Origin of the sequence: Gramella sp. AN32 (assembly GCF_023718305.1) — a bacterium.
GTDB classification, from domain to species: Bacteria; Bacteroidota; Bacteroidia; order Flavobacteriales; family Flavobacteriaceae; genus Christiangramia; species Christiangramia antarctica.
Map to the genome: position 1 here is coordinate 20,137 of NZ_QEYO01000005.1, position 22,537 is coordinate 42,673.

25 protein-coding genes are annotated in these 22,537 nt (G+C 38.8%); 16 read left to right on the top strand and 9 right to left on the bottom strand.

Going from position 1 to position 22,537, the window contains the following annotated elements; translation table 11 throughout:
• Positions 1-45: 45 nt before the first annotated feature.
• Both DHD80_RS07305 and DHD80_RS07310 read left to right on the top strand, forming a co-directional pair.
• Positions 46-417, top strand: a complete 372-nt coding sequence (locus DHD80_RS07305; RefSeq protein ID WP_251740508.1) for a four helix bundle protein — start codon at positions 46-48, stop codon at positions 415-417.
• Positions 418-450: 33 nt separating this feature from the next.
• The gene (locus DHD80_RS07310) at positions 451-1,344 is read left to right on the top strand and encodes a bifunctional 5,10-methylenetetrahydrofolate dehydrogenase/5,10-methenyltetrahydrofolate cyclohydrolase (protein ID WP_251740509.1); all 894 of its coding nucleotides are present in this window, start codon (positions 451-453) and stop codon (positions 1,342-1,344) included.
• 36 nt (positions 1,345-1,380) lie between these two features.
• Here DHD80_RS07310 and DHD80_RS07315 read toward each other — a convergent pair whose 3' ends face one another.
• From DHD80_RS07315 to DHD80_RS07325, 3 genes are read right to left on the bottom strand one after another with little or no spacing between them, the layout of a single operon-like run.
• Positions 1,381-1,785, bottom strand: coding sequence for a YkvA family protein (locus tag DHD80_RS07315; RefSeq protein WP_251740510.1), 405 nt, complete (start codon positions 1,783-1,785; stop codon positions 1,381-1,383).
• 18 nt (positions 1,786-1,803) lie between these two features.
• On the bottom strand, positions 1,804-2,823 hold the full coding sequence (locus DHD80_RS07320) for an AI-2E family transporter (protein WP_251740511.1): 1,020 nt from the start codon (positions 2,821-2,823) through the stop codon (positions 1,804-1,806).
• Between the two features lie 23 nt (positions 2,824-2,846).
• Positions 2,847-3,269 carry a VOC family protein gene (locus DHD80_RS07325; protein WP_251740512.1) on the bottom strand — a complete coding sequence of 141 codons (423 nt, stop codon included), beginning with the start codon at positions 3,267-3,269 and terminating at the stop codon, positions 2,847-2,849.
• A 282-nt stretch (positions 3,270-3,551) separates the two neighbouring features.
• On the opposite strand from DHD80_RS07325, the gene DHD80_RS07330 reads away from it, so the two are divergent.
• A complete protein-coding gene (locus DHD80_RS07330) occupies positions 3,552-4,475 on the top strand; it encodes a hypothetical protein (RefSeq protein WP_251740513.1) in 924 nt (307 codons plus the stop codon).
• 622 nt (positions 4,476-5,097) lie between these two features.
• Here DHD80_RS07330 and rluF read toward each other — a convergent pair.
• A complete protein-coding gene (gene rluF / locus DHD80_RS07335; RefSeq protein ID WP_251740514.1) occupies positions 5,098-5,841 on the bottom strand; it encodes a 23S rRNA pseudouridine(2604) synthase RluF in 744 nt (247 codons plus the stop codon).
• Positions 5,842-6,013: 172 nt separating this feature from the next.
• Between rluF and DHD80_RS07340 the strand changes: the two genes are divergently transcribed.
• The 4 genes from DHD80_RS07340 to dnaG all read left to right on the top strand — a co-directional run bounded on the left by DHD80_RS07340 (position 6,014) and on the right by dnaG (position 10,523).
• Complete coding sequence (locus DHD80_RS07340) at positions 6,014-6,580, top strand: sigma-70 family RNA polymerase sigma factor (protein ID WP_251740700.1); 567 nt, start codon at positions 6,014-6,016, stop codon at positions 6,578-6,580.
• Positions 6,567-7,358, top strand: a complete 792-nt coding sequence (locus DHD80_RS07345; RefSeq protein WP_251740515.1) for a hypothetical protein — start codon at positions 6,567-6,569, stop codon at positions 7,356-7,358. Before DHD80_RS07340 ends, DHD80_RS07345 begins: the two co-directional genes overlap by 14 nt.
• An 83-nt stretch (positions 7,359-7,441) precedes the next feature.
• A complete protein-coding gene (locus DHD80_RS07350; RefSeq protein ID WP_251740516.1) occupies positions 7,442-8,467 on the top strand; it encodes a hypothetical protein in 1,026 nt (341 codons plus the stop codon).
• Between the two features lie 97 nt (positions 8,468-8,564).
• Positions 8,565-10,523: a DNA primase gene (gene dnaG / locus DHD80_RS07355; protein WP_251740517.1), complete on the top strand. Its 1,959-nt coding sequence runs from the start codon at positions 8,565-8,567 to the stop codon at positions 10,521-10,523.
• Here the strand turns inward: dnaG and DHD80_RS07360 are convergent.
• Positions 10,516-11,154 carry a response regulator transcription factor gene (locus DHD80_RS07360; RefSeq protein WP_251740518.1) on the bottom strand — a complete coding sequence of 213 codons (639 nt, stop codon included), beginning with the start codon at positions 11,152-11,154 and terminating at the stop codon, positions 10,516-10,518. The genes dnaG and DHD80_RS07360 overlap by 8 nt on opposite strands.
• A gap of 113 nt (positions 11,155-11,267) precedes the next feature.
• Positions 11,268-12,059 carry an NAD(+) synthase gene (nadE, locus tag DHD80_RS07365; protein ID WP_251740519.1) on the bottom strand — a complete coding sequence of 264 codons (792 nt, stop codon included), beginning with the start codon at positions 12,057-12,059 and terminating at the stop codon, positions 11,268-11,270.
• Between the two features lie 103 nt (positions 12,060-12,162).
• Between nadE and gldB the strand changes: the two genes are divergently transcribed.
• From gldB to DHD80_RS07380, 3 genes are read left to right on the top strand one after another with little or no spacing between them, the layout of a single operon-like run.
• Positions 12,163-13,122 carry a gliding motility lipoprotein GldB gene (gene gldB, locus DHD80_RS07370; RefSeq protein WP_251740520.1) on the top strand — a complete coding sequence of 320 codons (960 nt, stop codon included), beginning with the start codon at positions 12,163-12,165 and terminating at the stop codon, positions 13,120-13,122.
• Positions 13,122-13,457, top strand: coding sequence for a gliding motility protein GldC (gldC, locus tag DHD80_RS07375; protein WP_251740521.1), 336 nt, complete (start codon positions 13,122-13,124; stop codon positions 13,455-13,457). The genes gldB and gldC overlap by 1 nt, the downstream gene beginning before the upstream one ends.
• A 2-nt stretch (positions 13,458-13,459) precedes the next feature.
• Complete coding sequence (locus tag DHD80_RS07380; RefSeq protein WP_251740522.1) at positions 13,460-13,819, top strand: GTPase; 360 nt, start codon at positions 13,460-13,462, stop codon at positions 13,817-13,819.
• Here DHD80_RS07380 and DHD80_RS07385 read toward each other — a convergent pair.
• From DHD80_RS07385 to DHD80_RS07395, 3 genes are read right to left on the bottom strand one after another with little or no spacing between them, the layout of a single operon-like run.
• On the bottom strand, positions 13,800-14,486 hold the full coding sequence (locus DHD80_RS07385; RefSeq protein ID WP_251740523.1) for a hypothetical protein: 687 nt from the start codon (positions 14,484-14,486) through the stop codon (positions 13,800-13,802). The genes DHD80_RS07380 and DHD80_RS07385 overlap by 20 nt on opposite strands.
• Before the next feature lie 16 nt (positions 14,487-14,502).
• Positions 14,503-15,102: a ribosome biogenesis GTP-binding protein YihA/YsxC gene (yihA, locus tag DHD80_RS07390; RefSeq protein WP_251740524.1), complete on the bottom strand. Its 600-nt coding sequence runs from the start codon at positions 15,100-15,102 to the stop codon at positions 14,503-14,505.
• A gap of 9 nt (positions 15,103-15,111) precedes the next feature.
• Complete coding sequence (locus DHD80_RS07395) at positions 15,112-15,876, bottom strand: alpha/beta hydrolase (protein ID WP_251740525.1); 765 nt, start codon at positions 15,874-15,876, stop codon at positions 15,112-15,114.
• Positions 15,877-16,166: 290 nt separating this feature from the next.
• Between DHD80_RS07395 and mraZ the strand changes: the two genes are divergently transcribed.
• From mraZ to mraY, 6 genes are read left to right on the top strand one after another with little or no spacing between them, the layout of a single operon-like run.
• The gene (gene mraZ, locus DHD80_RS07400) at positions 16,167-16,634 is read left to right on the top strand and encodes a division/cell wall cluster transcriptional repressor MraZ (RefSeq protein WP_251740701.1); all 468 of its coding nucleotides are present in this window, start codon (positions 16,167-16,169) and stop codon (positions 16,632-16,634) included.
• Entirely contained in the window at positions 16,621-17,517 is an 897-nt protein-coding gene (rsmH, locus tag DHD80_RS07405; protein WP_251740526.1) for a 16S rRNA (cytosine(1402)-N(4))-methyltransferase RsmH, read from the top strand. Before mraZ ends, rsmH begins: the two co-directional genes overlap by 14 nt.
• A gap of 6 nt (positions 17,518-17,523) precedes the next feature.
• On the top strand, positions 17,524-17,841 hold the full coding sequence (locus DHD80_RS07410) for an FtsL-like putative cell division protein (RefSeq protein WP_251740527.1): 318 nt from the start codon (positions 17,524-17,526) through the stop codon (positions 17,839-17,841).
• A gap of 6 nt (positions 17,842-17,847) precedes the next feature.
• Positions 17,848-19,839, top strand: a complete 1,992-nt coding sequence (locus DHD80_RS07415) for a penicillin-binding protein (protein WP_251740528.1) — start codon at positions 17,848-17,850, stop codon at positions 19,837-19,839.
• Entirely contained in the window at positions 19,836-21,302 is a 1,467-nt protein-coding gene (locus tag DHD80_RS07420) for a UDP-N-acetylmuramoyl-L-alanyl-D-glutamate--2,6-diaminopimelate ligase (protein ID WP_251740529.1), read from the top strand. Before DHD80_RS07415 ends, DHD80_RS07420 begins: the two co-directional genes overlap by 4 nt.
• Entirely contained in the window at positions 21,302-22,534 is a 1,233-nt protein-coding gene (gene mraY, locus DHD80_RS07425) for a phospho-N-acetylmuramoyl-pentapeptide-transferase (protein WP_251740530.1), read from the top strand. Before DHD80_RS07420 ends, mraY begins: the two co-directional genes overlap by 1 nt.
• Positions 22,535-22,537: the final 3 nt, after the last annotated feature.

A 22,537-nucleotide genomic window follows, 5' to 3' on the forward strand; every position in this document is an offset into this window, starting at 1 on the left:
TGGCAGTCTCAGTATCCAGTTTCAGTAAGCAGAAAAAAATTAAAAATGGATTTTAAATCTTTAAAGGCTTACGAAAAGGCTTTTGAGTTGGCCATGGATCTTTTTGAAATTTCAAAAAGCTTCCCTAGAGAAGAAACCTATAGCTTGACAGATCAGATAAGAAGAAGTTCGCGATCTATTTGTACAAATATTGCAGAAGCATACAGAAAAAGAATATTCCCAAGACATTTTATAAGTAAACTTACTGATAGTGATGCTGAAAATGCGGAAACCCAAAGTTGGTTGCAATTTGCCAGAAGATGCAATTATATTAATGAAACTGATTTTAAAAATTTAACCAATCAAAGTTTAGAGGTGGGCAAGCTATTAAATTATATGATCAATAACCCAGGCAAGTTTGGAGCTAGGGTAGAATAACTGCCAACTGAGACTGCCTACTTAATACTAAATATGACAATTCTCGACGGAAAAAAAATCAGTGATGACATTAAAGATGAGATCAAAGCTGAAGTTGAAAAATATAAAAAGAAAGGGCAAAAAGTCCCTCATCTTGCAGCAATCATAGTGGGTAAGGACGGGGCAAGTTTAACTTATGTAAACAGTAAAGTGAAAGCCTGCGAACGTGTAGGTTTTCAATCTTCTTTATATAGGCTCCCGCATACGGTAAGTGAACTGGAATTACTTGATAAAATCGAGGAGCTTAATAAAAATGAGGATATCGACGGATTCATTGTTCAGTTGCCCTTACCTCCTCAAATTAATACGCAAAAGGTTTTGAATGCGGTAGATCCAGATAAAGATGTGGATGGTTTCCATCCCACTAATTTCGGGAAAATGGCGTTGGATATGACCACTTTCATCCCCGCTACACCTTTTGGGATTTTAGAAATTTTGGAACGTTACGACATTCCTACCAAAGGAAAACATACTGTGGTTATTGGGCGAAGTTATATTGTAGGTCGGCCCATGAGTATTTTGATGGGGAGAAGCGGATTTCCAGGTAATTCCACGGTTACACTTACGCACGAATTCACCAAAAATATTACCCAGGTAACCTCACAGGCAGATATTATTATCATTGCGGTTGGTATCCCAGATTTTCTCAAAGCTGAAATGATCAAAGACGATGTGGTGATTATAGACGTTGGGATCACCCGTGTTCCAGATGAAAATGCTGAAAGGGGTTATGTTATAAAAGGAGATGTTGACTTTGAAAATGCCAGTAAAAAGGCCTCCTATATAACTCCGGTCCCTGGAGGTGTTGGGCCCATGACCGTTGCCATGTTGTTAAAAAACACGTTGCTGGCGAGGGAAAGGCACGCAAAAAGGATATTAGAGAATTAATTATAAAAAAAGCGGGATTTTTAAATCCCGCTTTTTTTATTCTACATCGTTGTTGGCCAGTTTCCAGTCAAGATATTTGTGAAGATCGGTTTGTATAAACCGAATTCCAAACGTTATTACAGCGAAATCATCTACATATCCTATGCCCGGGATAAAATCGGGAATAAAATCAAATGGATTTAGAATATATAAAAAGCTGAATGCGATGGTCGCAATGGTGAACCAGGGCACCTCATGATAAATACCTTTTCGGTAATCCTTCATCATCCCGTACATGACATTGGCCAGTTCAGAATATTTCTTCAGAATATTGCTATTGTTCAGCTTCTTGTCGATTTCCTCTTGATTGTCCATAGCGATCTTAACATCGTCGTCATCAATTTTAGCAATTTCAGCTTTTACAAAGCTTTCGTCTAATTTTTCGTTATCATCTTCTTTCATAAGTCTATTTTTAAGTTATTATAATCTGTGATTGGCATTTCCATATTCCTTTTTATAGATTTTAATGATCAACAGGAATAAGGATACTAAAAGAGGTCCAAATATTAATCCTATAAATCCGAAGAGCTGCACTCCCACAATTACTCCAAAAAGTGTTATTAAAGGATGCACACTGGCTAATCGATCTAATACATAAAGCCTTATAATATTATCTGTAGCTCCAACAACCGTGAAGCCATAAATAAGCATCGCTATTGCCTGCCAATTGTGTCCCTGTGCCAATAGCAGAATGACCGCAGGTACAATTCCAATAGCCGTTCCTATAAATGGGATCATACTCCCAATAGCTGTAATTACAAACCAGAAAAATGGATCTGGAACACCAAAAATCAGGAAACCAACTAAAGCAATCACTCCTTGAATGACAGCGACCAGAGGAATGCCTAGGGCATTTGATTTCACGAGATTATTGCTTTCTTTTCCAATGATCTCTAAATTTTCTTTTCCTAATGGAATGTATGTGATCATCGAGGCCCGCATACTCTTGCGATTGATAAGCATATAGTACAACATAAAATACATGATACCAATGGCAATCAAGGCATTGAAGGTGCCTCCCGCGAGATTTTGAAGATTGTTAGAAACCCAACTTGTAATAGATTGGGTGTCTATGGACCCACTAATATTATAGCCTATATCTTCTTCAATATAATTTAGCTGTTCTTTTAGAGCGGAGATCACTTTTTCAGAATTAGAAACCGCCTTCCCAATTTTAGCGGTCAGCATAATGGTGATTAGGGTTACCGGAATAAGAATTCCAATAAAACTTCCAAACATTAACAATGCTGCTGCCAAAGGAGGTTTCCATCCACGATTGACCAGTTTCTTCATCCATTTTTTTAGAAGGACATATAAAGTGATCGCTCCCAAAACTCCGGAAAGGTAGGGGATGATTTCTCTAAAAATAAGGATGCTCAAAAATAGGATGAGCAATAGCACGAACAGTTGTCGTACTAGTGAAGGTTTCAATCTATCCATTTATGGTTGGTTGGACTCTTGGCCTATGTGGCAAAAAGCTGGTCTATATTTTTAAATGCTTTGAATTCCAGGGCATTTCCACAGGGGTCTTTAAAAAACATGGTTGCCTGCTCTCCCGGTTTTCCTTCAAATCTAATATAGGGTTCGATCACAAAATTTACTTTCTTGCTTTTTAGAATTTTTGAAAACTCCTGAAAAACATCCCATTGTAGCACCACTCCAAAATGTGGGACCGGAACATCTTTCCCGTCAACCGGATTTGAAATTGCCTGGGCTTTATCTTTGGGATCCTGGTAGTGTATAACAAGTTGGTGGCCAAAAAAATTGAAATCCACCCAATGATCACTGCTTCTTCCTTCACCACATCCCAATGTTTCTTTATAAAATTTGCGACATTTTTCCAGGTCGTACACCGGAATAGCAAGATGGAATGGCTGAATCTTCATGGTAAATTCTTATGTTTTAATTACTGGCGACTTTAGTATTTCGCTAAAGACTAAAATTAACAAGAAGTCCTTACAATATGATGTCATATTGCGCTAATAATCTGTTAAGATTTAAGATTTTGAAGTTTTAATCTATAAAATTCCCCGACGGCTTAGCCTCGGGGTTTCCGTTTCACCTCTCCCAGGGGCAATGTCATTTAGTTAAGGGGGAGCAATTAAAAAAACCATTGGGTTACGAACCGAATAAAGGTTCTTTGTAATCGCAAAAAAACATGCAACCCAATGGTAGAGGCAAATTTAAGAATAATAGAGGAGTTAAAGACATTTTTGGACATGGTCTGTGAACAAAAAGAATTAAAGGACTTATTGGTGCAAAACCCTTCCGACTTCAGCAGGGATCGCAAGCTTACCCTTCGTAGGGTTGCCGGGATGATCCTCAACATGCCCAAGCGCAGTCTGAACATCGAGCTTCGGGAATTCTTCGAGGCTCTGGGCGTGGGTTCCTCTACAGCAAGCAAGGGAGCTTTCAGCCTACAACGGACCAAGTTGCTGCCAATGTTCTTCGAGGTATGGAACGATCTGCTTGTGGACTGTTTCTACCACTATTACGGTGAAAGCGCCAAGCGCTGGAAAGGTTTCCGCGTACAGGCTGTGGACGGCTCCACGGCCTATCTGGTCTCCAGGCCGGATGTGGTGGCCGAGTTCGGCACCCAACCCAACCAACACGGGGACATCCCGATGGCAAGGGTTATGCAACTTTATGACGTGCTCAACCAGATCAACATATGGGGCTCCATCCTCCCATTCAAGCTGGGCGAACAGGCCATTATGGCGAAACGTGTTCACAGTCTCTACCCGGATAGTTTGACGCTTTTCGACAGGAACTACCCCAGTTATTCGCTGATATACTCAATGCTAAACGAAGAATCGCCGCGCCATTTCGTGATGAGGTGCAAATCGAACTTCAACAAAGAGGTGCGGCGATTCGTCCAGAGCGATAGCACTAGCGAGATCGTGCAGTTTAGGCCTTCCACCAGTGCCATTTCGACGCTATGGGGGAATGGACATCATGTTACCGCTGACACTGAAATAACCGTTCGTATGGTAAAGGTGGTACTATCTACGGGCGCCATGGAAATATTGCTCACCAACCTGTACGACGAGGATATATATTCTATTGGGGACCTCAAGTATTTATATGGATGACGATGGGGAATAGAGACCACCTATGGCACACAAAAGAACCAACAGCAGATGGAACAATTCAGTGGGCACAGACCAATCTGCATAAAGCAAGACTATGCGGCCGGCCTGTTGTTGTCCAACTTACAGAGCCTAATAGAAAAACAATGCATGCCATACCTGGACCAGTTGGGCGGGAAAAGAAAATACCAATACAAAGTGAACAAGAACATTAGTTGGGCCTGTATGAAACACAAGGTGGTAAAGCTGTTCCTGGAGACCCAGCCCAGGGAACTCCTAATCGAACTGCAGTATGCTTTCGAGAGGAACGTAGAACCCATAAGGCCTGGAAGGCACTACGAAAGACAGAGAAAAACAAAACGGACCAAAGGCAAATATCAAACACTAACCAATTATAAACGAGCAATATAGAGCTTAACTAAATGACATTGCTCCCAGGGGAGAGGTCAGATCTGCTTTTTCGCAGTTCTGGGTGAGGGGAAATATAAAATTTCGGTTTTTTAGTCTAGAGGCCAAAACATAACTGGTGAGACCTGCCAGCCGGCAGGCTGGTACCCCTAAGGCCTGCCTCGGGCCTGCCAGCCGCAGGCAGGGATAGTCGGTTTCAAGAAATTTTTATTGAGCTTCATAACTTTGAACCTTCTTCTGTCTTCATAGATTTTTCTGAAAGTTTATTAATCGTATCCAGTTCTTCCGGGCTAAGATCACGCCACTTACCCACAGGAATATCCAGATGAACATTCATGATCCTGATCCTTTTTAAAGCGGTTACTTCATATCCTAAGACTTCACACATCCGGCGTATTTGCCTGTTGAGTCCCTGGGTAAGAACGATTCTGAAGGAATATTTAGCTATTTTTTCAACTTCGCATTTTCGGGTAACCGTATCTAAAATGGGAACCCCACTGCCCATTTTATTTATAAAATCTGAAGTAACCGGTTTATTCACCGTAACCACATATTCTTTTTCGTGATTGTTACGGGCACGCAGAATTTTATTTACAATATCACCGTCATTAGTTAAAAATATCAGGCCTTCACTGGGTTTGTCCAGTCTGCCGATAGGGAAAATACGTTTAGGGTAATTGATGTAATCGATGATATTGTCTTTTTCTACTCGTGTATCTGTTGTGCAAACGATACCAATAGGTTTATTAAAGGCGATATAAACATTGGGTTCTTTCAATTCGGCTTTAGAAACAATTTTGCCGTTCACTCTCACTTCATCCCCCGGCATTACCTTTGTTCCCATTTCAGGTTTTTCACCATTCACGGTAATCCTTCCCTGGTCGATCAATTTATCTGCAGCCCGTCGTGAACAATAACCTAACTGACTCAAATATTTATTTATTCTAACTTCTTCGGCCATATTTCTTATCCTTGTAGCAAAGATAACGGAATAAGGTAAAAAAATCCTCAGATTTAATTTCAATACAATCAGGGTTTTAGAACATTTTTTAAAATAATTTTAGAAAAAAATAAATGCTCAGGCAACCTTTTATAATTTTCCTGCGTCTATATAAATAGAAGGCCTTTTGGATATGGTTAAAGTAATTCAGCTTTTTAAAAACGAAAATTTGCTTATAAGACGAGCAACTAACGGTAGTAGGGAAGCACAAAAGAAGATTTATGAAATGCACTCTCCTAAGATGTTGAGCGTTTGCAGGCAGTATGTCAAGGATTTTCACCACGCCGAGGAGGTTATGCTGAATGGGTTCTTTAAAGTATTTCAGTATTTGGATTCCTTTAAAAGCGAAGGCAGTTTTGAAGGCTGGATACGAAAGATTATGGTAAGGGAATCGATTTCATTTTTAAGGCAGTATAAAAAACTGCAATTTCAGGAAGATCTGGGATATGAAAGTGCAGAATCTATAAATAATATTAAATCTGAAATGGATGTGGCAGACATCCAGTCCCTTATAGATAATTTGCCGGAAGGTTACCGGATGGTTTTTGTCCTTTACGCAATTGAAGGGTATAAACATCAGGAGATAGCAAAAATGCTTGAAATCACTGAAGGGACCTCAAAATCCCAATTGTTCAAAGCACGGAAAATGCTCCAGGATCAAATTAAAAATAATAATTCAACAGGTTATGGCACCAATTAAATTTGAAGAACATATAAAGGAGAAGTTGGATTCACGGGAAATTCAGCCATCTGCGGGGAGTTGGGATAAATTAAATGCCCGGTTAGATAATTCTGAAGGGAAGAAGAACAAAACTGGTCTTTGGATCACGTCCATCGCTGCGGTTATGATCTTATTAATTGCCGGAATTTTTTACATAAATCAGCAAAAAAATGATGGTCCGGCTTTAGTAGATGAACCGCTGACACCTGAAGAAATTCTTCAGCCTAAGACTAATGAAACCTTTGATTCCCCTTCAGAATACGCGGTTCAGGAAAATAGTGAAAAAGAGAATGCACCAAAAGTTTCCGAAATGAAGGATCAGAAGAAAGAAGCATTCGCAGCAAATCCAGTAGTAAAAGAAAGGACAAAACAAAGATCTATTGATGCGTTAGCAATCCTGAAAAAGGACTCTGTGGCACCTATCAACCTTCAGGGAAATGGAATTGAAGAAATTAAGGGAAATATTGATATACAACTTGAAAACCTTCTTGCCGAAGTAAAAAGCAGGAAGATGAACAATGAAAATATAAGTGATGCTGAAGTGGACGCGCTTCTCATGAGAGCAGTAACTCAAATTAGTGAAAATAGGGAGAGTTACGGCAGCAATAACTTAGATGCCAAAGCACTGCTTGCAGATGCCGAGGAGGAACTTTACCAGTCTTTTAGAGGAAAAGTATTCGATTTTCTAAAAGGGGAAGTTCAAAAAGCAATGGTCGCTGTTGCAAATAGAAATACTACACAGCCACAGGACTATTAATTAAATAATTTAATTTTTAACAAGGGTCATTTATCAATCATCAACTTCCATAAAATACGTGGGAGACTAAAAAACACATCATTATGAAAAGCATTATTATCTATCTCGTATTGTCCATTTTCACTTATACCATGGGCAATGCCCAAACTATAAAGATCGAAAACAAGAGTACTATCGAAAGCCTTGAAAAACAACGGGAAAACATAGTGACTCAGGAAAAAGAAAAACTTAAACAAGAGGTAGAAACCATCAACAATCGTCTCGATAAGAATGAAATTACCATTGAGGAGGCTAAAGAGCTTAAAGAAGAAGCCGCTAAAAAACACGCCCTAAACATCGAAAATAAATTAGCGATTATTGACAATAAGATCGCATTATTAAGCAGGAATGAAGATATTGATACAGACGAAAGGCTTGTACTCGAAATTGGCGAAAATAAAGACAAAGCGGCTAAAGACTCCTATCGCGATAAAAGAACGGAATCCACCCTGGTATTGGCTGCAGGTTTTAACAACGCGATAAAGGAAGGGCAGTCTTTAAATGACTCTGACTTTAAAATTGGGGGGAGCCGTTTTTTTGAAATTGGTTGGGCCTGGAAAACAAGGGTGTTTGAAGATTCTAACTGGTTGCGTTTGAAATATGGGGTTTCTTTTCAATTTAATGGTTTAAAACCAACCGATAACAGATATTTTGTTGAAGATGGGGATCTAACCACGCTTCAGGAATTTGATGTAGACCTGGATAAATCTAAATTCAGGATGGATAATCTGGTAGTGCCTATACATTTTGAATTTGGTCCTTCAAACAGATACGACCGGGATAACGGAACTACTTTTTCCACCTATAAAAAATTAAAAGTAGGATTAGGTGGCTATGGCGGATTCAATATTGGAGAGCGTCAAAAATTAAAATACAAACTTGATGGTGATAAAAGAAAAGATAAATTAAAATCTGATTACAATACCAATGATCTCGTATATGGATTGAGTGGATATTTAGGTTGGGGCGGCACAGCACTGTATGTAAAATATGATCTTAATCCAATTTTCCAGGAGCCAAACGTAGAAATGAATAATATATCCCTGGGACTTCGTTTTGATTTAGATTAATTAGCCAGTTTAGTTTAGTTTTGCAGGGCTTCAGAAAAATTCATTAATTTTCTGAAGCCCTGCATTTTTCATATATTTCAATTTATACTCATAAAATTTGATTTCTAAAACCACCGTTGATACTGTTTTTGAAACTTCCCGTGTTGAGGAGGTTATCGGTGATTTTGTTCAGCTTAAAAAATCTGGGAGTAATTTAAAAGGTTTAAGCCCTTTTACCGATGAGCGTTCTCCTAGTTTTATGGTATCCCCGGTAAAACAGATCTGGAAAGATTTTAGTAGTGGGAAAGGCGGGAATGTCGTGGCTTTTTTAATGGAACACGAACATTTCACCTATCCTGAAGCCATTAAATATCTGGCCAGGAAATACGGGATCGAAGTTGAAGAAACTGAACAAAGCGATGAACAAAAGGAGCAGGCTAATGAACGGGAGAGCATGTATCTCGTTTCAGAATATGCCAGCAAGTTTTTTCAGAATACGATGTGGAAAACTGATGTAGGACAGGCGATTGGGTTAAGCTACTTTAAAGAAAGAGGCTTTACTTCTGAAACTATTAAAAAATTTGATCTGGGATATTCCCCAGATGAATGGGATGCTTTTACCAATAAAGCACTTGGCGATGGATATAAATTAGATTATCTTGAAAAGACAGGGCTAACCATCGTAAAAGAGGAAAAGCGATTCGACCGTTTTAAAGGCAGGGTCATGTTCCCCATCCACTCCATGTCTGGACGGGTTTTAGGTTTTGGCGGAAGGATTTTAACCAATACTAAAAAAGCAGCTAAATATTTAAACAGTCCCGAGAGCGATATTTACCATAAAAGCAAGGTGCTCTATGGTATTTATTATGCGAAACAGGCAATTGCCAAGGAGGATAATTGTTATCTGGTTGAAGGATATACCGATGTGATCCAGTTTCATCAAAGCGGAATTGATAATACTGTCTCCTCTTCGGGAACCGCGCTTACTTCGGAACAAATTAGGCTTATCAACCGGCTTACCAGGAATATTACAGTTTTATTTGACGGTGATGCTGCCGGGACACGTGCCTCTATGCGCGGGATTGATCTTATTCTTGAACAGGGAATGAATGTGAAGGTGTGCCCTTTTCCGGAAGGGGAAGATCCTGATAGTTTCGCCAGGGCAAATTCTGAAGAAGAATTAAAGGAGTTTTTAGAAGAAAATTCATCTGATTTTATAAGTTACAAGGCTTCTTTACTCATGAAGGAGGCGAAAAGTGATCCCATTAAAAAAGCTGAATTGATCCGCGATATGGTAAACAGTATTGCGAAGATCCCGGATAATATTCAACAGGAGGTTTATATTCAGGAATGTTCCAGGATTATGGATATTTCTGAAAATGTGCTTTATGCGACCCTCGCTCAAATTCAGAAAAAGGAAGGCAAAGATTCCCCAACCCCGCGGAAAAGGGAAATGGCTGTGGTTAAGGAAGATGCTCAGCCAACCAAGAAAGTAGATCAGCTTTATGAATTGGAAAGGAAAATAATCAGCCTGTTAATACTATACGGAAGGAAGGAAGAAGACTTTCAGGATTTGTTGTTAAAACAAAATGAAGAAACGGGTCAGTTAGAATTAGAACCTGAAACGCAGCACGCCAAAGTTTTCGAAAAGATTTTTTTAGACCTTCAGGAGGATGAAATTGCTTTTTCGAATGATGATTTTCAGCAATTATATTCCGTGCTTATTGAGCGACTCAATAGTGAGGAAGAATTTGCTGTGGAAACGATTATTAATAATCTGGAAGCCAGTCAGGCAAAAGAAATTACCGATATTTTGATGGAGGAGGAGCAATATGAATTGCATGATTGGGATAGACGCGATGTACCGGTAAAGGCTAAAGAAGATTCTATCTCAAGGTTGGTAAGTGAAACAATTCTAAACCTAAGGCGCTATCTGGTTTCCAAAAAGATAGAAGAATTATCTGAAGAAATAAAGACTCCTGCAGATGATATGGATAGTTCAGAAATACTTCAGGAAATTATGAATTATCTAAGTTTACGGAAAATCCTAAGCGACCGTTTAGACAGGGTTATGTAGCATTAAGCTGCAATAACCTGGATTGGGTGATCAAATCTGCCACATTATCGACTTTTAGTTTTTTCAGTAGACGTGTTTTGTAAGTACTAACCGTTTTCTCATTAATCTCTAAAGCTTCAGCGATATCTTTATTTCTTTTACCGGAAGAAAGTAAGTTCAGTACTTCAGATTCCCGGGTAGAGAGCTTCTTGAATTTTGTAATTAAACTCTTACCTCTGGAGATTCCGGAATTTAATCTTTCGGTAATTTTCCTATTAAGATAAATTCCACCTCGTGCTACCTGATAAATTGCTTTTTCCAAAGTCTCAGAATCAGTATGTTTTGATATGTAGCCCGCAGCTCCAGCTTTTATAGTACTTAAAGCATACATTTCTTCAGGATGGTTACTAAATATAAGGGTTTTAACTTCAGGAAATTCCTGTTTTATCCTACGAACCGCGTTTATTCCATTGATCTGGGGTAAATCCAGTTCCACAATAACAACATCTGGAGCATCCTTCTCTAAATGGTTAAATAATTGTGTTCCTGTTCCTACACGCCCAACTACCTGCAGTGCAGGGTTGTTTTTTAAAATACATTTAATCCCATCCATAATTATGGGATGATGGTCTGCAATTAATACTCGATACATATTTTAAGATTAAAACAAGTCGGGGGTAACCTGTTGACAGTTATTTAATTAAATTAAAATTACTGTATAGAAATATCATATCAAGAAACTATGTTAGATATTCGATGAGATGCTTATTTCTTTAGATGAATGGGTATGTCGCAAACCGGAATCGGTAACATCTTATGCTGGTTAGCGCTATTAAGTCTCTGGTAAATTTCAAAAACCTTCCTTTTCCTACCTTCATAATCATCAGCATTTTTTCCTGCTGAATTTGCATTCATGGCCCACTCCAGTTCATCATAACTGGCGCCCAGCTGGTCTTCATCACTTCGGCTGTCACCAAATAAACCATCTGTAGGGGCGGCATGCATAATTTCTTCTATGATGTTTAAATACCCGCCTAATATGTAAACCTCGCTTTTCATTAAATCTGCCAGGGGACTTAGATCTACCCCGCCATCTCCATATTTGGTATAAAAACCAACCCCAAAATCTTCCACCATATTACCGGTCCCGGCCACTAAAAATTTATGGATACCTGCAAAATAATACAGGGTGGTCATTCTTAAGCGGGCGCGTGAATTTGCCAGGCTTAGATCTACATTGGATGTTTCCCTTTCCTGAGGCATTGCATTTCGAAATTCTTCAAAAACTGAGGTTAAGTTGATTTCAAGAGAACTCACATTGGCGAAATTATGTTCTAGTTCATCAATATGTTTTCTGGCCCGGCTTACCTGATTCGGATCCTGATGTATGGGCATTTCCAAGCATAATACCCGCATCCCGGTTTTTGCACATAGAGTTGAGGCCACTGCGGAATCTATACCGCCACTTACGCCAATTACAAAGCCTTGCATATTGGCATTTATCGCGTACTCTTTTAACCAGTTTATAATATATTCTGCGACTTTTTCGGTTTGCATAATGTTGGGCGGTTAGGTTTGTAAATAATACCTTTGCACAAATCTAATACTAAAACTCAATTTTTAAAAAATAGGTGCGTTAAAGCATTCATAATAGCCGATAATGCAAAGATTTCTAATTGCTTTTTTAAGTTTTTTATTGCTGTCTTCCTGTGATGAGAATTCTACGAAGGAAGCTGAAATTGAGAAAATCCCGGTAGATTTCGAGCTTATTAGATTTGATCAGAAATTTGCCGAAGCTACCCCGGAAACCCTTCCGCAGCTTAAACAACAATATCCCTTTTTATTTCCTGAGCAGTTTCCGGATAGTTTGTGGCTGAATAAATTAACGGATACCCTTCAAATTGAACTGGACAACGCGGTTTCAAAAGCTTTTCCTGAATTTTCTGCGGAAACTGACGATTTTGAAAATCTTTTTCAGCATGTGAAATATTACTTTCCCAATTTCCAGCCACCAACGGTCATTACTGTGACCAGCGAGGTAGATTATAAGAATAAGATCATTTATACCGGGCAGTATTTGTTCGTTTCCCTGGATACTTATCTGGGAGAAGACCACCCGTTTTATGTGGGAGTTCAGGATTATTTAAAAAAGAATTTTTCTGAAGATCAAATTTTGCCAGATGCGGCTGAGGCTATTGCAAAAAATTATGTTCCGCAGCCGGAGTCCAGGGAGTTTATTGAACACATGCTGTATTATGGCAAATTACTGTATTTAAAAGACCTTTTTATTCCGTTTAAAACGGATGCGGAGAAAATTGGATATACCGAAGCGGAATTAGATTGGGTGAAAGCCAATGAAGATCAAATCTGGAGGTATTTTATTGAAAAGGAACTTCTTTACGATACGGACACAAACTTATATGTGCGCTTTCTTTTTCCGGCCCCGTTTTCAAAATTTTACCTTGCCCTGGATAGCGAATCCCCGGCAAGAACCGGCCAGTATATTGGTTGGAATATCGTGCGGAGTTATATGAACAAAAATGACGTTTCGGTCGAAAAAATGCTTAAAACTTCTGCGGAAGAAATTTTCGATCAGGCGAAATATAAACCTAAGAAATAATGGCTAATTACAAAAAGTCTGATATTAATATTGAAGTGGTAACCGATGAAAATCAGGTTCCTGAAAGTATCACCTGGTCTGCTGAAGATGGGAATATTTATAAGGAAGAAGCGAAAGCTTTGATGCTATCGGTTTGGGATAGCAAACAACAGGAAACTTTACGCATAGATTTATGGACGAAGGAAATGCCGGTAGACGAAATGAAGAAGTTCTTCCATCAAACGCTGGTTTCTATGAGTGACACGTATTTTCGCGCGACCCAGGATGAGAAAATGCAGGCTACGATGAAAGATTTCTGCGATTATTTCGCTGAAAAAACCGAGATCAAAAAATAGTTTTGGAAAAACTTATTTTCGTCTATAATGCCGATTCCGGTAAAATGAATGCTTTGCTGGATTCCATCCATAAAACCTTAAAACCCAAAACCTATTCCTGCAAACTTTACGCATTGACCTTCGGAAAGTTTTCAGAAAAAAAGAACTGGAAACAATTTCGGGAAACTTCAGAAGTGGAAATGGAATTTCTACACAGGGATGAGTTTAAGAAACAGTATGCTTCAAAATTTGGATATAAGTTTAAATTCCCCGTGATCCTCGTTGCAAATAACAAAGGTTTTGAACTTCTTGTCCCTTCAGAGGAAATGGAGAAAATTGAAAATGAAATGGAGCTGATTGAAGTTATTGAGAGTCGGTTATAATTTTTTCAGAAGTGTGCGGAAAAAATAACTTCCAGTTTTTTTGTTTTAAATATTCAGCCATAAATTCAGGTCCGGATTCTCCATTGTAAACCAGAATATTATTGTCTGGATTTATAATAGCATGATGACCGCAATAAGCGCGAATTTGAAAAAGCGTTTTTTTAAAGATATTTTTTGAATCTGAATAAAAGATTTTTCTCTTTCCATCGGTTTCTTGAAATGTTATACTGTTTTCAAAAAGATAAAGTACAACGGTATTCTCATATTTGGACTCAAACCATTTTATCTTTGGCTGGACAAACTCTTTCCAATGCGCCGTTTCCTTTTTGGACCAATAGTTAGGATCTTTGATGCCATGACAATAATCATTTTTAACCGTATATTCAATTAAGAAAATTGTGTTTTCAGGATACGATTTTCCGGTGATTTCTTCAATTACTTCCTTTATCGCCGTATAATTTCCACTAAAAGTTTCAACTTTATTGGCTTTGTTAATTTTAGAAATGCTTTTATCATTACGATTTGTGCGCCAGCTTGAGTAAGTGTTCTGTAATTCCCGATATTCTTTATAGTTAATTTCTTTGCCATTTTGATCTAAATAAATATTGGCCTTTTGAGCAGAAATTATGACAGGAAAAAGTAAAAAAAGGAGCAGTAAATTTCTCAATATTTTGAAAATTATATTAGGATAAATCTTTATTAACCCCTTCAATATAATTTAAAATTTCTTCTTTTCCCAATTGTGAAGTCGCCGAGGTCACGAAATATTGTGGCATCGTAGCCCATGTCTCCAACATTTTGGCCTCGTAGTTTTTTAAATTCTCCTCAAGATGTTTTTCTTTGAGTTTATCGGCTTTGGTGAAAATGATACAAAATGGAATGTTATGTTCTCCCATCCATTTCATGAATTCCATATCTATAGGTTGGGGAGTGTGCCTGGAATCTATTAAAACGAAAGCGCAAACCATTTGGGTACGCTTCTCAAAATAGGCCGTAATAAACTTCTGAAAAACCTTTTTAGTAGATTTTGAAACCTGGGCATAACCATATCCCGGGAGATCTACCAAATGCCAGTTATTGTTAATTAGAAAGTGATTGATCAATTGTGTTTTACCCGGTTTCGCTGAAGTTTTGGCCAGGGATTTTCTGCCTGTAATCATATTGATAAGGGAAGATTTTCCCACATTACTCCGACCAATAAACGCATATTCCGGTAAAGTGGAATTAGGGCAGTGGTCTACCTTCGAATTGCTCATCACAAATTCTGCAGACTTGATTTTCATAAGTTCTAATTAAATTGCGCGGTCTTTCAACCAGGCGTGAAGTACCTCATTAAATTCTTCAGGATGTTCCATCATAGCGGCATGACCACATTTGTCGATCCAGAATAGATCGGCATCAGGAAGTAGCTCATTAAAATCTTCTGCAACTTCAGGTGGCGTAACATTATCATTTTTACCCCAGATAATACAAGTTGGTGTTTCCATTTTTGGAAGATCCTTCGCCATATTATGTCGTATAGCGCTTTTCGCAATGGCCAGAGTTTTTACCAGCTTATTGCGGTCGCTTACTGTATGGTACACCTCGTCAACAATTTCCTTTGTGGCTATTGCAGGATCATAAAAAACTGCTTCGGCTTTCTTTTTGATAAATTCGTAATCACCCCTGCGCGGGTAACTTTCCCCCATCGCATTCTCATAAAGACCGGAGCTACCGGTAATGATCAAAGCACCAATACTTTCAGGGTACATTTTTGTGGCAAGCAGTGCAATATGTCCTCCCAGCGAATTGCCTAAAAGGATCACGTTTTTGTAATCTTTAAAATCAATGAATTCCTTGATATATTTTGCAAAAGTCCCCACACTGGTCTTAAGAAGGGACATCGAGTATAAGGGTAATTCAGGAATAACAACTTTATAACCGTTTCGCGGAAAGTAATCTACAACACCATCAAAATTACTAAGGCCACCCATAAGTCCATGAAGAATTACAATTGGGGTTCCTTCGCCTTTTTCTAAGTATGTAAATTTACCCTCTTGCTTTAGGTGGTCTTTCATTGGTTTCCTTTGCGGTTAGGAATCGCAAATATAGCGAATTCGTTACAAGTATAATCATTTTTACCCAATACGAAACCCTTTTATCTAAAGTGGGAATAATTAATTCAGGTGGTAATTTTTTGATTTTTTTGTGCTTTTTCCCACCATTTTTCAAATTCCTGAATCATAAGTAAATAGGGCTATTCTAAAGGATTTCAAGGATATACAAGACCATAACTTATCAACATTGTGGTAAAAAGTGGTAAATTGTGGTAATATTTTCGATATATTTGACTTTATTAAGACTTGACGTGGTAAACCTAATTGGAACATACGAGTGTAAAGTAGACGCAAAAGGCCGTTTGATGGTGCCTGCCGCGCTAAAAAAGCAACTCGCTCCAATGCTGCAGGAAGGCTTTGTAGTTAAACGATCAGTTTTTCAACCTTGTCTGGAACTTTATCCCATGAGTGAGTGGAATGTTCTGATGAACAAAATGAATGCCCTTAACCGATTTAAAAAGAAAAACAACGATTTCATAAGAAGGTTTACGGCCGGTGTGAAAACTGTTGAAGTTGATACGAACGGGAGATTGCTTATACCTAAAGACCTTACTGCTTTTGCTGATATTAATAAAGAAATCGTGCTTTCTTCAGCCATTAACATTGTAGAGATCTGGGATAAGGATAAGTATGAAAATACCCTGGAAGCCTCATCTGATGATTTTGCAGATTTAGCTGAAGAAGTGATGGGTAACGAAGAGATGGATGGAATATCATAACCCGGTCCTGCTACGCGAATCTGTTGATGGTTTAGACATAAAACCCAACGGAATTTATGTAGATGTGACCTTTGGGGGAGGAGGCCATTCTAAAGAAATATTAAAAAGGCTTGGTGAAAAAGGAAAGCTTTTCGCTTTCGACCAGGATAAGGACGCTCTTGAAAATACGGTGAAAGATCCAAGGTTTACTTTGATCAACGAGAATTTCAAATTTCTGAAAAGATTTTTAAGGTTCTATGGAGTAAAGAAGGTTGATGGGATTTTAGGTGATTTTGGGGTTTCCTCCCATCAGTTCAATGAAGCTGAAAGAGGATTTTCCACAAGGTTCGATGCGAAGCTGGATATGAGAATGAACCAATCGAATGCCTTAAGCGCTTATGAAGTCATCAACCATTATGAAGAAGATAAATTAAAGCAGTTGTTCTATGAATTCGCTGATTTGAAAAATGCGCCGAAACTTTCCAGGACTATTGTTTCTGAAAGAAAAAATGGAGCGATCGAAACGAGCGAACAATTAAATGAGCTTTTGAAGCCTTTGCTTTTTAAAGGAAAAGAAAATAAGATCCTGGCACAAATATATCAGGCGATTCGAATAGAGGTGAATCAGGAAATCCAGGTTTTAAAGGATTTCCTAATGCAAACAGAAGAGGTGTTGAAGGTAGATGGGAGATTAAGTCTTATTTCTTACCATTCTCTGGAAGACAGGTTGGTGAAAAGGTACATACGAAGTGGGTTATTTGAAGGAGAACCGGTAAAAGATATGTATGGAAACATACAGGTCCCATTTAAAAAGGTGAGCCAGCTTATTGTTCCGTCGAAAGAAGAAATTAAAGAGAATAATCGCGCGAGAAGCGCAAAACTAAGAATAGCTCAAAAGCTCTAAACTTTTATGAAAAAAGGTTTTTATAACATATTAAAGGCAAATTTTTTAGTAAACAATGATGCGGTAAAAAACTGGCGCTTTATTGTTTTCTGTACTGTTTTGGCGATTGTAATGATCGCAAGTTCGCATAGCGCAGAAAGAAAAGTACATCAAATTGCAAAACTGAATAATGAAGTGAGGGAATTACGAAGTGAATTTGTGGAAAGACGTTCAGATCTAATGAAAATAAAGATGGAATCATCTATCACCAGGCAAATGGCTTCTAAAGGAATTGCTCCTTCAGAGACTCCTCCTAATAAAATAAGAGTAATAATTAAAGAATAACCAACGATGGCTACAACCGAAAAAAGCATTCTGAATCGTATGTATTTCGTAGCTGGCTGTCTCTTTATTTTTGCGATAGCAGTTGGTTTTAAGCTACTTAACATCCAGTTCGTTCATGGTGACTACTACAAAGAATTAGCTGAAGAAAGCACCTTTAAACATTTTAATATTCCGGCAAACCGTGGAAACCTTTATGATTCCAACGGAAATCTTTTAGCTACTTCAGTGCCAAAATATGATATTCGTTTTGACGCAGTGACCGTAAGCGATAAGGATTTCGAAAAGCAAATTGGTCCCCTTTCCCAAAGTTTATCCAAAATGCTGGGAAATACTTCAGGTTATTATTCCCAGAAATTGCGAAGTGCGCGTGTCAACCGCCAGCGTTATGTTTTGATTGCCAGAAATTTGGGCTATTCAGAATATATGAAAATTAAAGATTTTCCCATGTTTAACCTGGGAACCTATCGAGGCGGAATGATTACCGAGCAAAGTACGGTGAGGGAACATCCGCTAGGGAAAATGGGTGAAAGAACGGTAGGTTACGAAAGAAGGGATGAAAATGGATATTATACCCGGGTAGGCCTGGAAGGCGCTTTTAGCCATTATTTACAGGGAACTGATGGCAGAAGGCTAAAACAGAAGATCGCCAAAGGCCAATGGAAACCTATTAGCGATAATAATGAAATGGAGCCTAAAGATGGCTATGATGTAATTTCTACCATAGATGTGAATATTCAGGATATCGCACATCACTCGTTACTAAGACAACTTCAGAAATTTGAAGCGGAGCATGGGACGGTAGTGGTGATGGAAACTGAAACGGGTGAGATCAAAGCCATGTCTAATCTTGGCAGGTCTGAGGATGGAACTTACTTCGAAAAAAGGAATTATGCGGTGTATGAATCCCATGAACCGGGCTCTACATTTAAACTAATGGCCATGGTCGCTGCTTTGGAAGACAAAGTAATAGATACGAGTCAGATTATAGATACCGAAAATGGAGTGGTGAAATTTTATGGAAGATCGGTACGGGATTCCCATTATGGAGGATACGGTAAAATTTCAGCAGCTAAAGCTTTTGAGCTTTCTTCTAATACAGCATTTACAAAAATGATTACTGAAGGTTACAAAAACAATCCTTCAAAATTTGTAGACAGATTATATAGTATGGGACTTAACCATAAACTTGGTCTTGAAATAAAGGGTGAGGGCTCCCCCCGAATTCCTCATCCTCAAGACAAGACCTGGAATGGATTAAGCTTGCCCTGGATGGCATTTGGTTATGGTGTTTCTATAACGCCCTTGCAAACGCTAACTTTTTACAATGCTATTGCGAATGATGGAGAAATGGTAAAACCTCGGTTTATACGGGAAGTTAGGGATCGGGATAAGCAAATTGTAAAAATGGATAAAGAGGTAATGAATCCTGCAATTTGTTCTGTAGAAACAGCGAAAAAAGTTCGCAAAATGATGGAAAATACGGTGTTGCGTGGAACGGCCGCGAATATTTATACTGAAAATTTTTCAATGGCTGGTAAAACTGGAACCTGCCAGACGGAATACTGGATAGAACCCGGAAGGTATATCGCGTCTTTTGCCGGATATTTTCCTGCTGAGAAGCCCAAGTATTCCTGTATTGTAGTCATTCACAAACCGAATAAGAGAAAGGGATATTACGGAAATATTGTGGCTGCCCCGGTTTTTAAAGATATCGCCAGAAAAATCTATACCGATACTCCGGTGATGGATGAACTGGAATCCCTGGATGTAAAAGATGAGGTGGTAGAAGACAGTTTTGAAAAATATTACACCAAGATCGAGAATGAAAAATTACAAATGCCAGATGTTATGGGTATGCCGGCGATGGATGCCATAAGTCTCCTTGAGAATCTTGGATTGAAAGTAAAGGTTCAGGGTAAAGGAAAAGTAAAGCGCCAGTCGATCGCGGTGGGACAGAATATTAAAAATGATCAGGAAATAAATCTGGAATTAAGTTGAAGATTTTAAAAGACATATTATACAGGGTCAATATCAAGGCAATTGCCGGGAATACCGGAATAGCTGTTGGTGACCTGCATTTTGATTCCAGAAAAGTTCAGCTAAATGATGTTTTTATTGCCATTCGGGGAAGCCTTTCTGATGGGCATGATTTTATTAAAAAAGCGGTAGATCAGGGAGCACTGGCAGTGATTTGTGAGGAAATGCCAGAGCATAAGGTAAATGGGATCACCTATGTTGAGGTTGAAGATTCCAAGAGAGCTTTGGCTTATATGGCTTCCAATTATTACGAGAATCCTTCGGAGAAATTGAAACTGGTTGGGGTTACGGGTACCAATGGGAAAACCACGATCGCCACGCTATTATTTCAGCTTTTTACCAATGCGGGTTATAAAGTTGGTTTGCTTTCCACCGTTAAAGTGATGGTTGGGGATAAAGAATATTCAGCCATAAGAACCACACCAGATTCAATCACGATCAATTCCTATTTAAATGAAATGAATGATGCCGGGGTGGAATTTTGCTTTATGGAAGTGAGTTCCCACGGAATCGATCAACATAGAACCACCGCTTTAAAATTTGAAGGCGGAATTTTCACCAATCTTAGTCATGATCATTTAGATTATCACAAGGATTTCGCGGAATATCGGGATGTGAAAAAGCGCTTTTTCGATGAACTTCCCGCTTCAGCCTTTGCTATTGTAAATACTGATGATAAAAATGGATCGGTGATGATCCAGAATACAAAAGCAAAAACCTTCTCCTACGCGTTAAAATCTTATGCCGATTATAAGGCACAGATCCTGGAAAATCAATTTACCGGATTGCTCCTGAAGATCAATGACCATGAATTATGGACGAAGCTTATTGGGCATTTCAATGCCTATAACATTTTGGCAATTTATGCCACGGCAGAACAATTAGGTTTAAAATCACTGGAAATCCTTCAGCTTATTTCTGAATTGAATTCGGTAAGCGGAAGGTTTCAATATGTGGTTTCAGAAAAGGAAAAGATCACGGCGATCGTAGATTATGCACATACTCCCGATGCATTAAAAAACGTATTGGAAACGATCAATAGCATCCGTACAAAAAATGAAGAGTTGATCACGGTTGTGGGTTGCGGTGGAGATCGTGACCGCACAAAAAGGCCGAAAATGGGTCATATTGCTTCGGCATTAAGCACTAAAGTGATTTTCACCAGTGATAATCCCAGGACAGAGAATCCTGAAACTATCATCGAAGAAATTGAAAAAGGCGTAGAGCCACAAAATTTCAAGAAGACCATGTCGATTACCAATAGAAAACAGGCCATTAAAACAGCCTGTCAGCTGGCAGAAAATAAAGACATCATTTTAATCGCGGGAAAAGGGCACGAAACCTATCAGGAAGTGAAGGGGGAGCGTTTCGATTTTGATGACCTTAAAATAGTAAACGAAACTTTAAAACAATTGGGTAAATAATGCTGTACTATCTATTCAAATATTTAGAAGAAGAGTACGACCTTCCCGGGGCGCAGTTGTTTGGGTTCCTAACTTTTCGGTCGGCGATGGCAATTATCCTTTCGCTGGCTATTTCTACAATTTACGGAAAAAGGATTATTAATTATCTGCGTGCCAAACAAATTGGTGAAAGCGTTCGTGATCTTGGCTTAAAAGGCCAGGCTGAAAAAGCCGGGACACCAACCATGGGAGGTATAATTATCATTATCTCCACCTTAATCCCGGTCTTGCTGCTTGCCAGGTTGGATAATATTTATGTAATCCTTTTGATCATTACTACTTTGTGGATGGGCACCATTGGTTTTATTGATGATTATATTAAAACCTTTAAAAAAGACAAGGAAGGATTAAAGGGAATTTTTAAAGTAATCGGTCAGCTTGGACTTGGTCTCATTGTAGGTTCTACCATGTATTTCCATCCGCAGATCACCACGAAAGAAGTAGTAACAAAGACCAATCCTACGGAAAATGTGATCGCCCGGGCAGAAGTTATTGATATGGGTCCTGAAATTAAGGATACCAGTACCACGATTCCTTTTGTAAAAAATAACGAATTCGATTATGCCACGCTAATAAGCTGGATCAACCCGGCATTGATTAACTATGCCTGGCTCATCTTTATCCCCATTGTGATTTTTATTGTGACCGCCGTTTCGAATGGTGCGAACCTTACTGATGGGATCGATGGACTGGCCGCGGGGACTTCAGCAATAATTGTATTAACTCTGGGCATTTTCGCCTGGGTTTCCGGTAACATTATTTTCTCAGATTATCTGAATATTATGTACATCCCACGTTCCGGGGAAATGACTATTTATATCACTGCTTTTGCCGGGGCTTTGGTTGGGTTTTTATGGTACAACACCTATCCCGCCCAGGTTTTTATGGGAGATACGGGAAGTTTGACCATTGGGGGGATCATCGCGGTGCTCGCTATTGCGACCCGTAAAGAGTTACTTATTCCATTGCTCTGCGGAATTTTTGTGGTAGAAAATCTATCAGTAATCATGCAGGTAAGCTGGTTTAAGATCACCAAAAGAAAATATGGGGAAGGAAGAAGGATTTTTCTCATGTCACCCTTACATCATCATTATCAGAAGTTGGGACAGCATGAGAGTAAGATCGTTGTGCGGTTCTGGATTATTGGGATTTTCCTAGCGATCCTTACGATTGTGACCCTTAAGGTGAGATAGAAG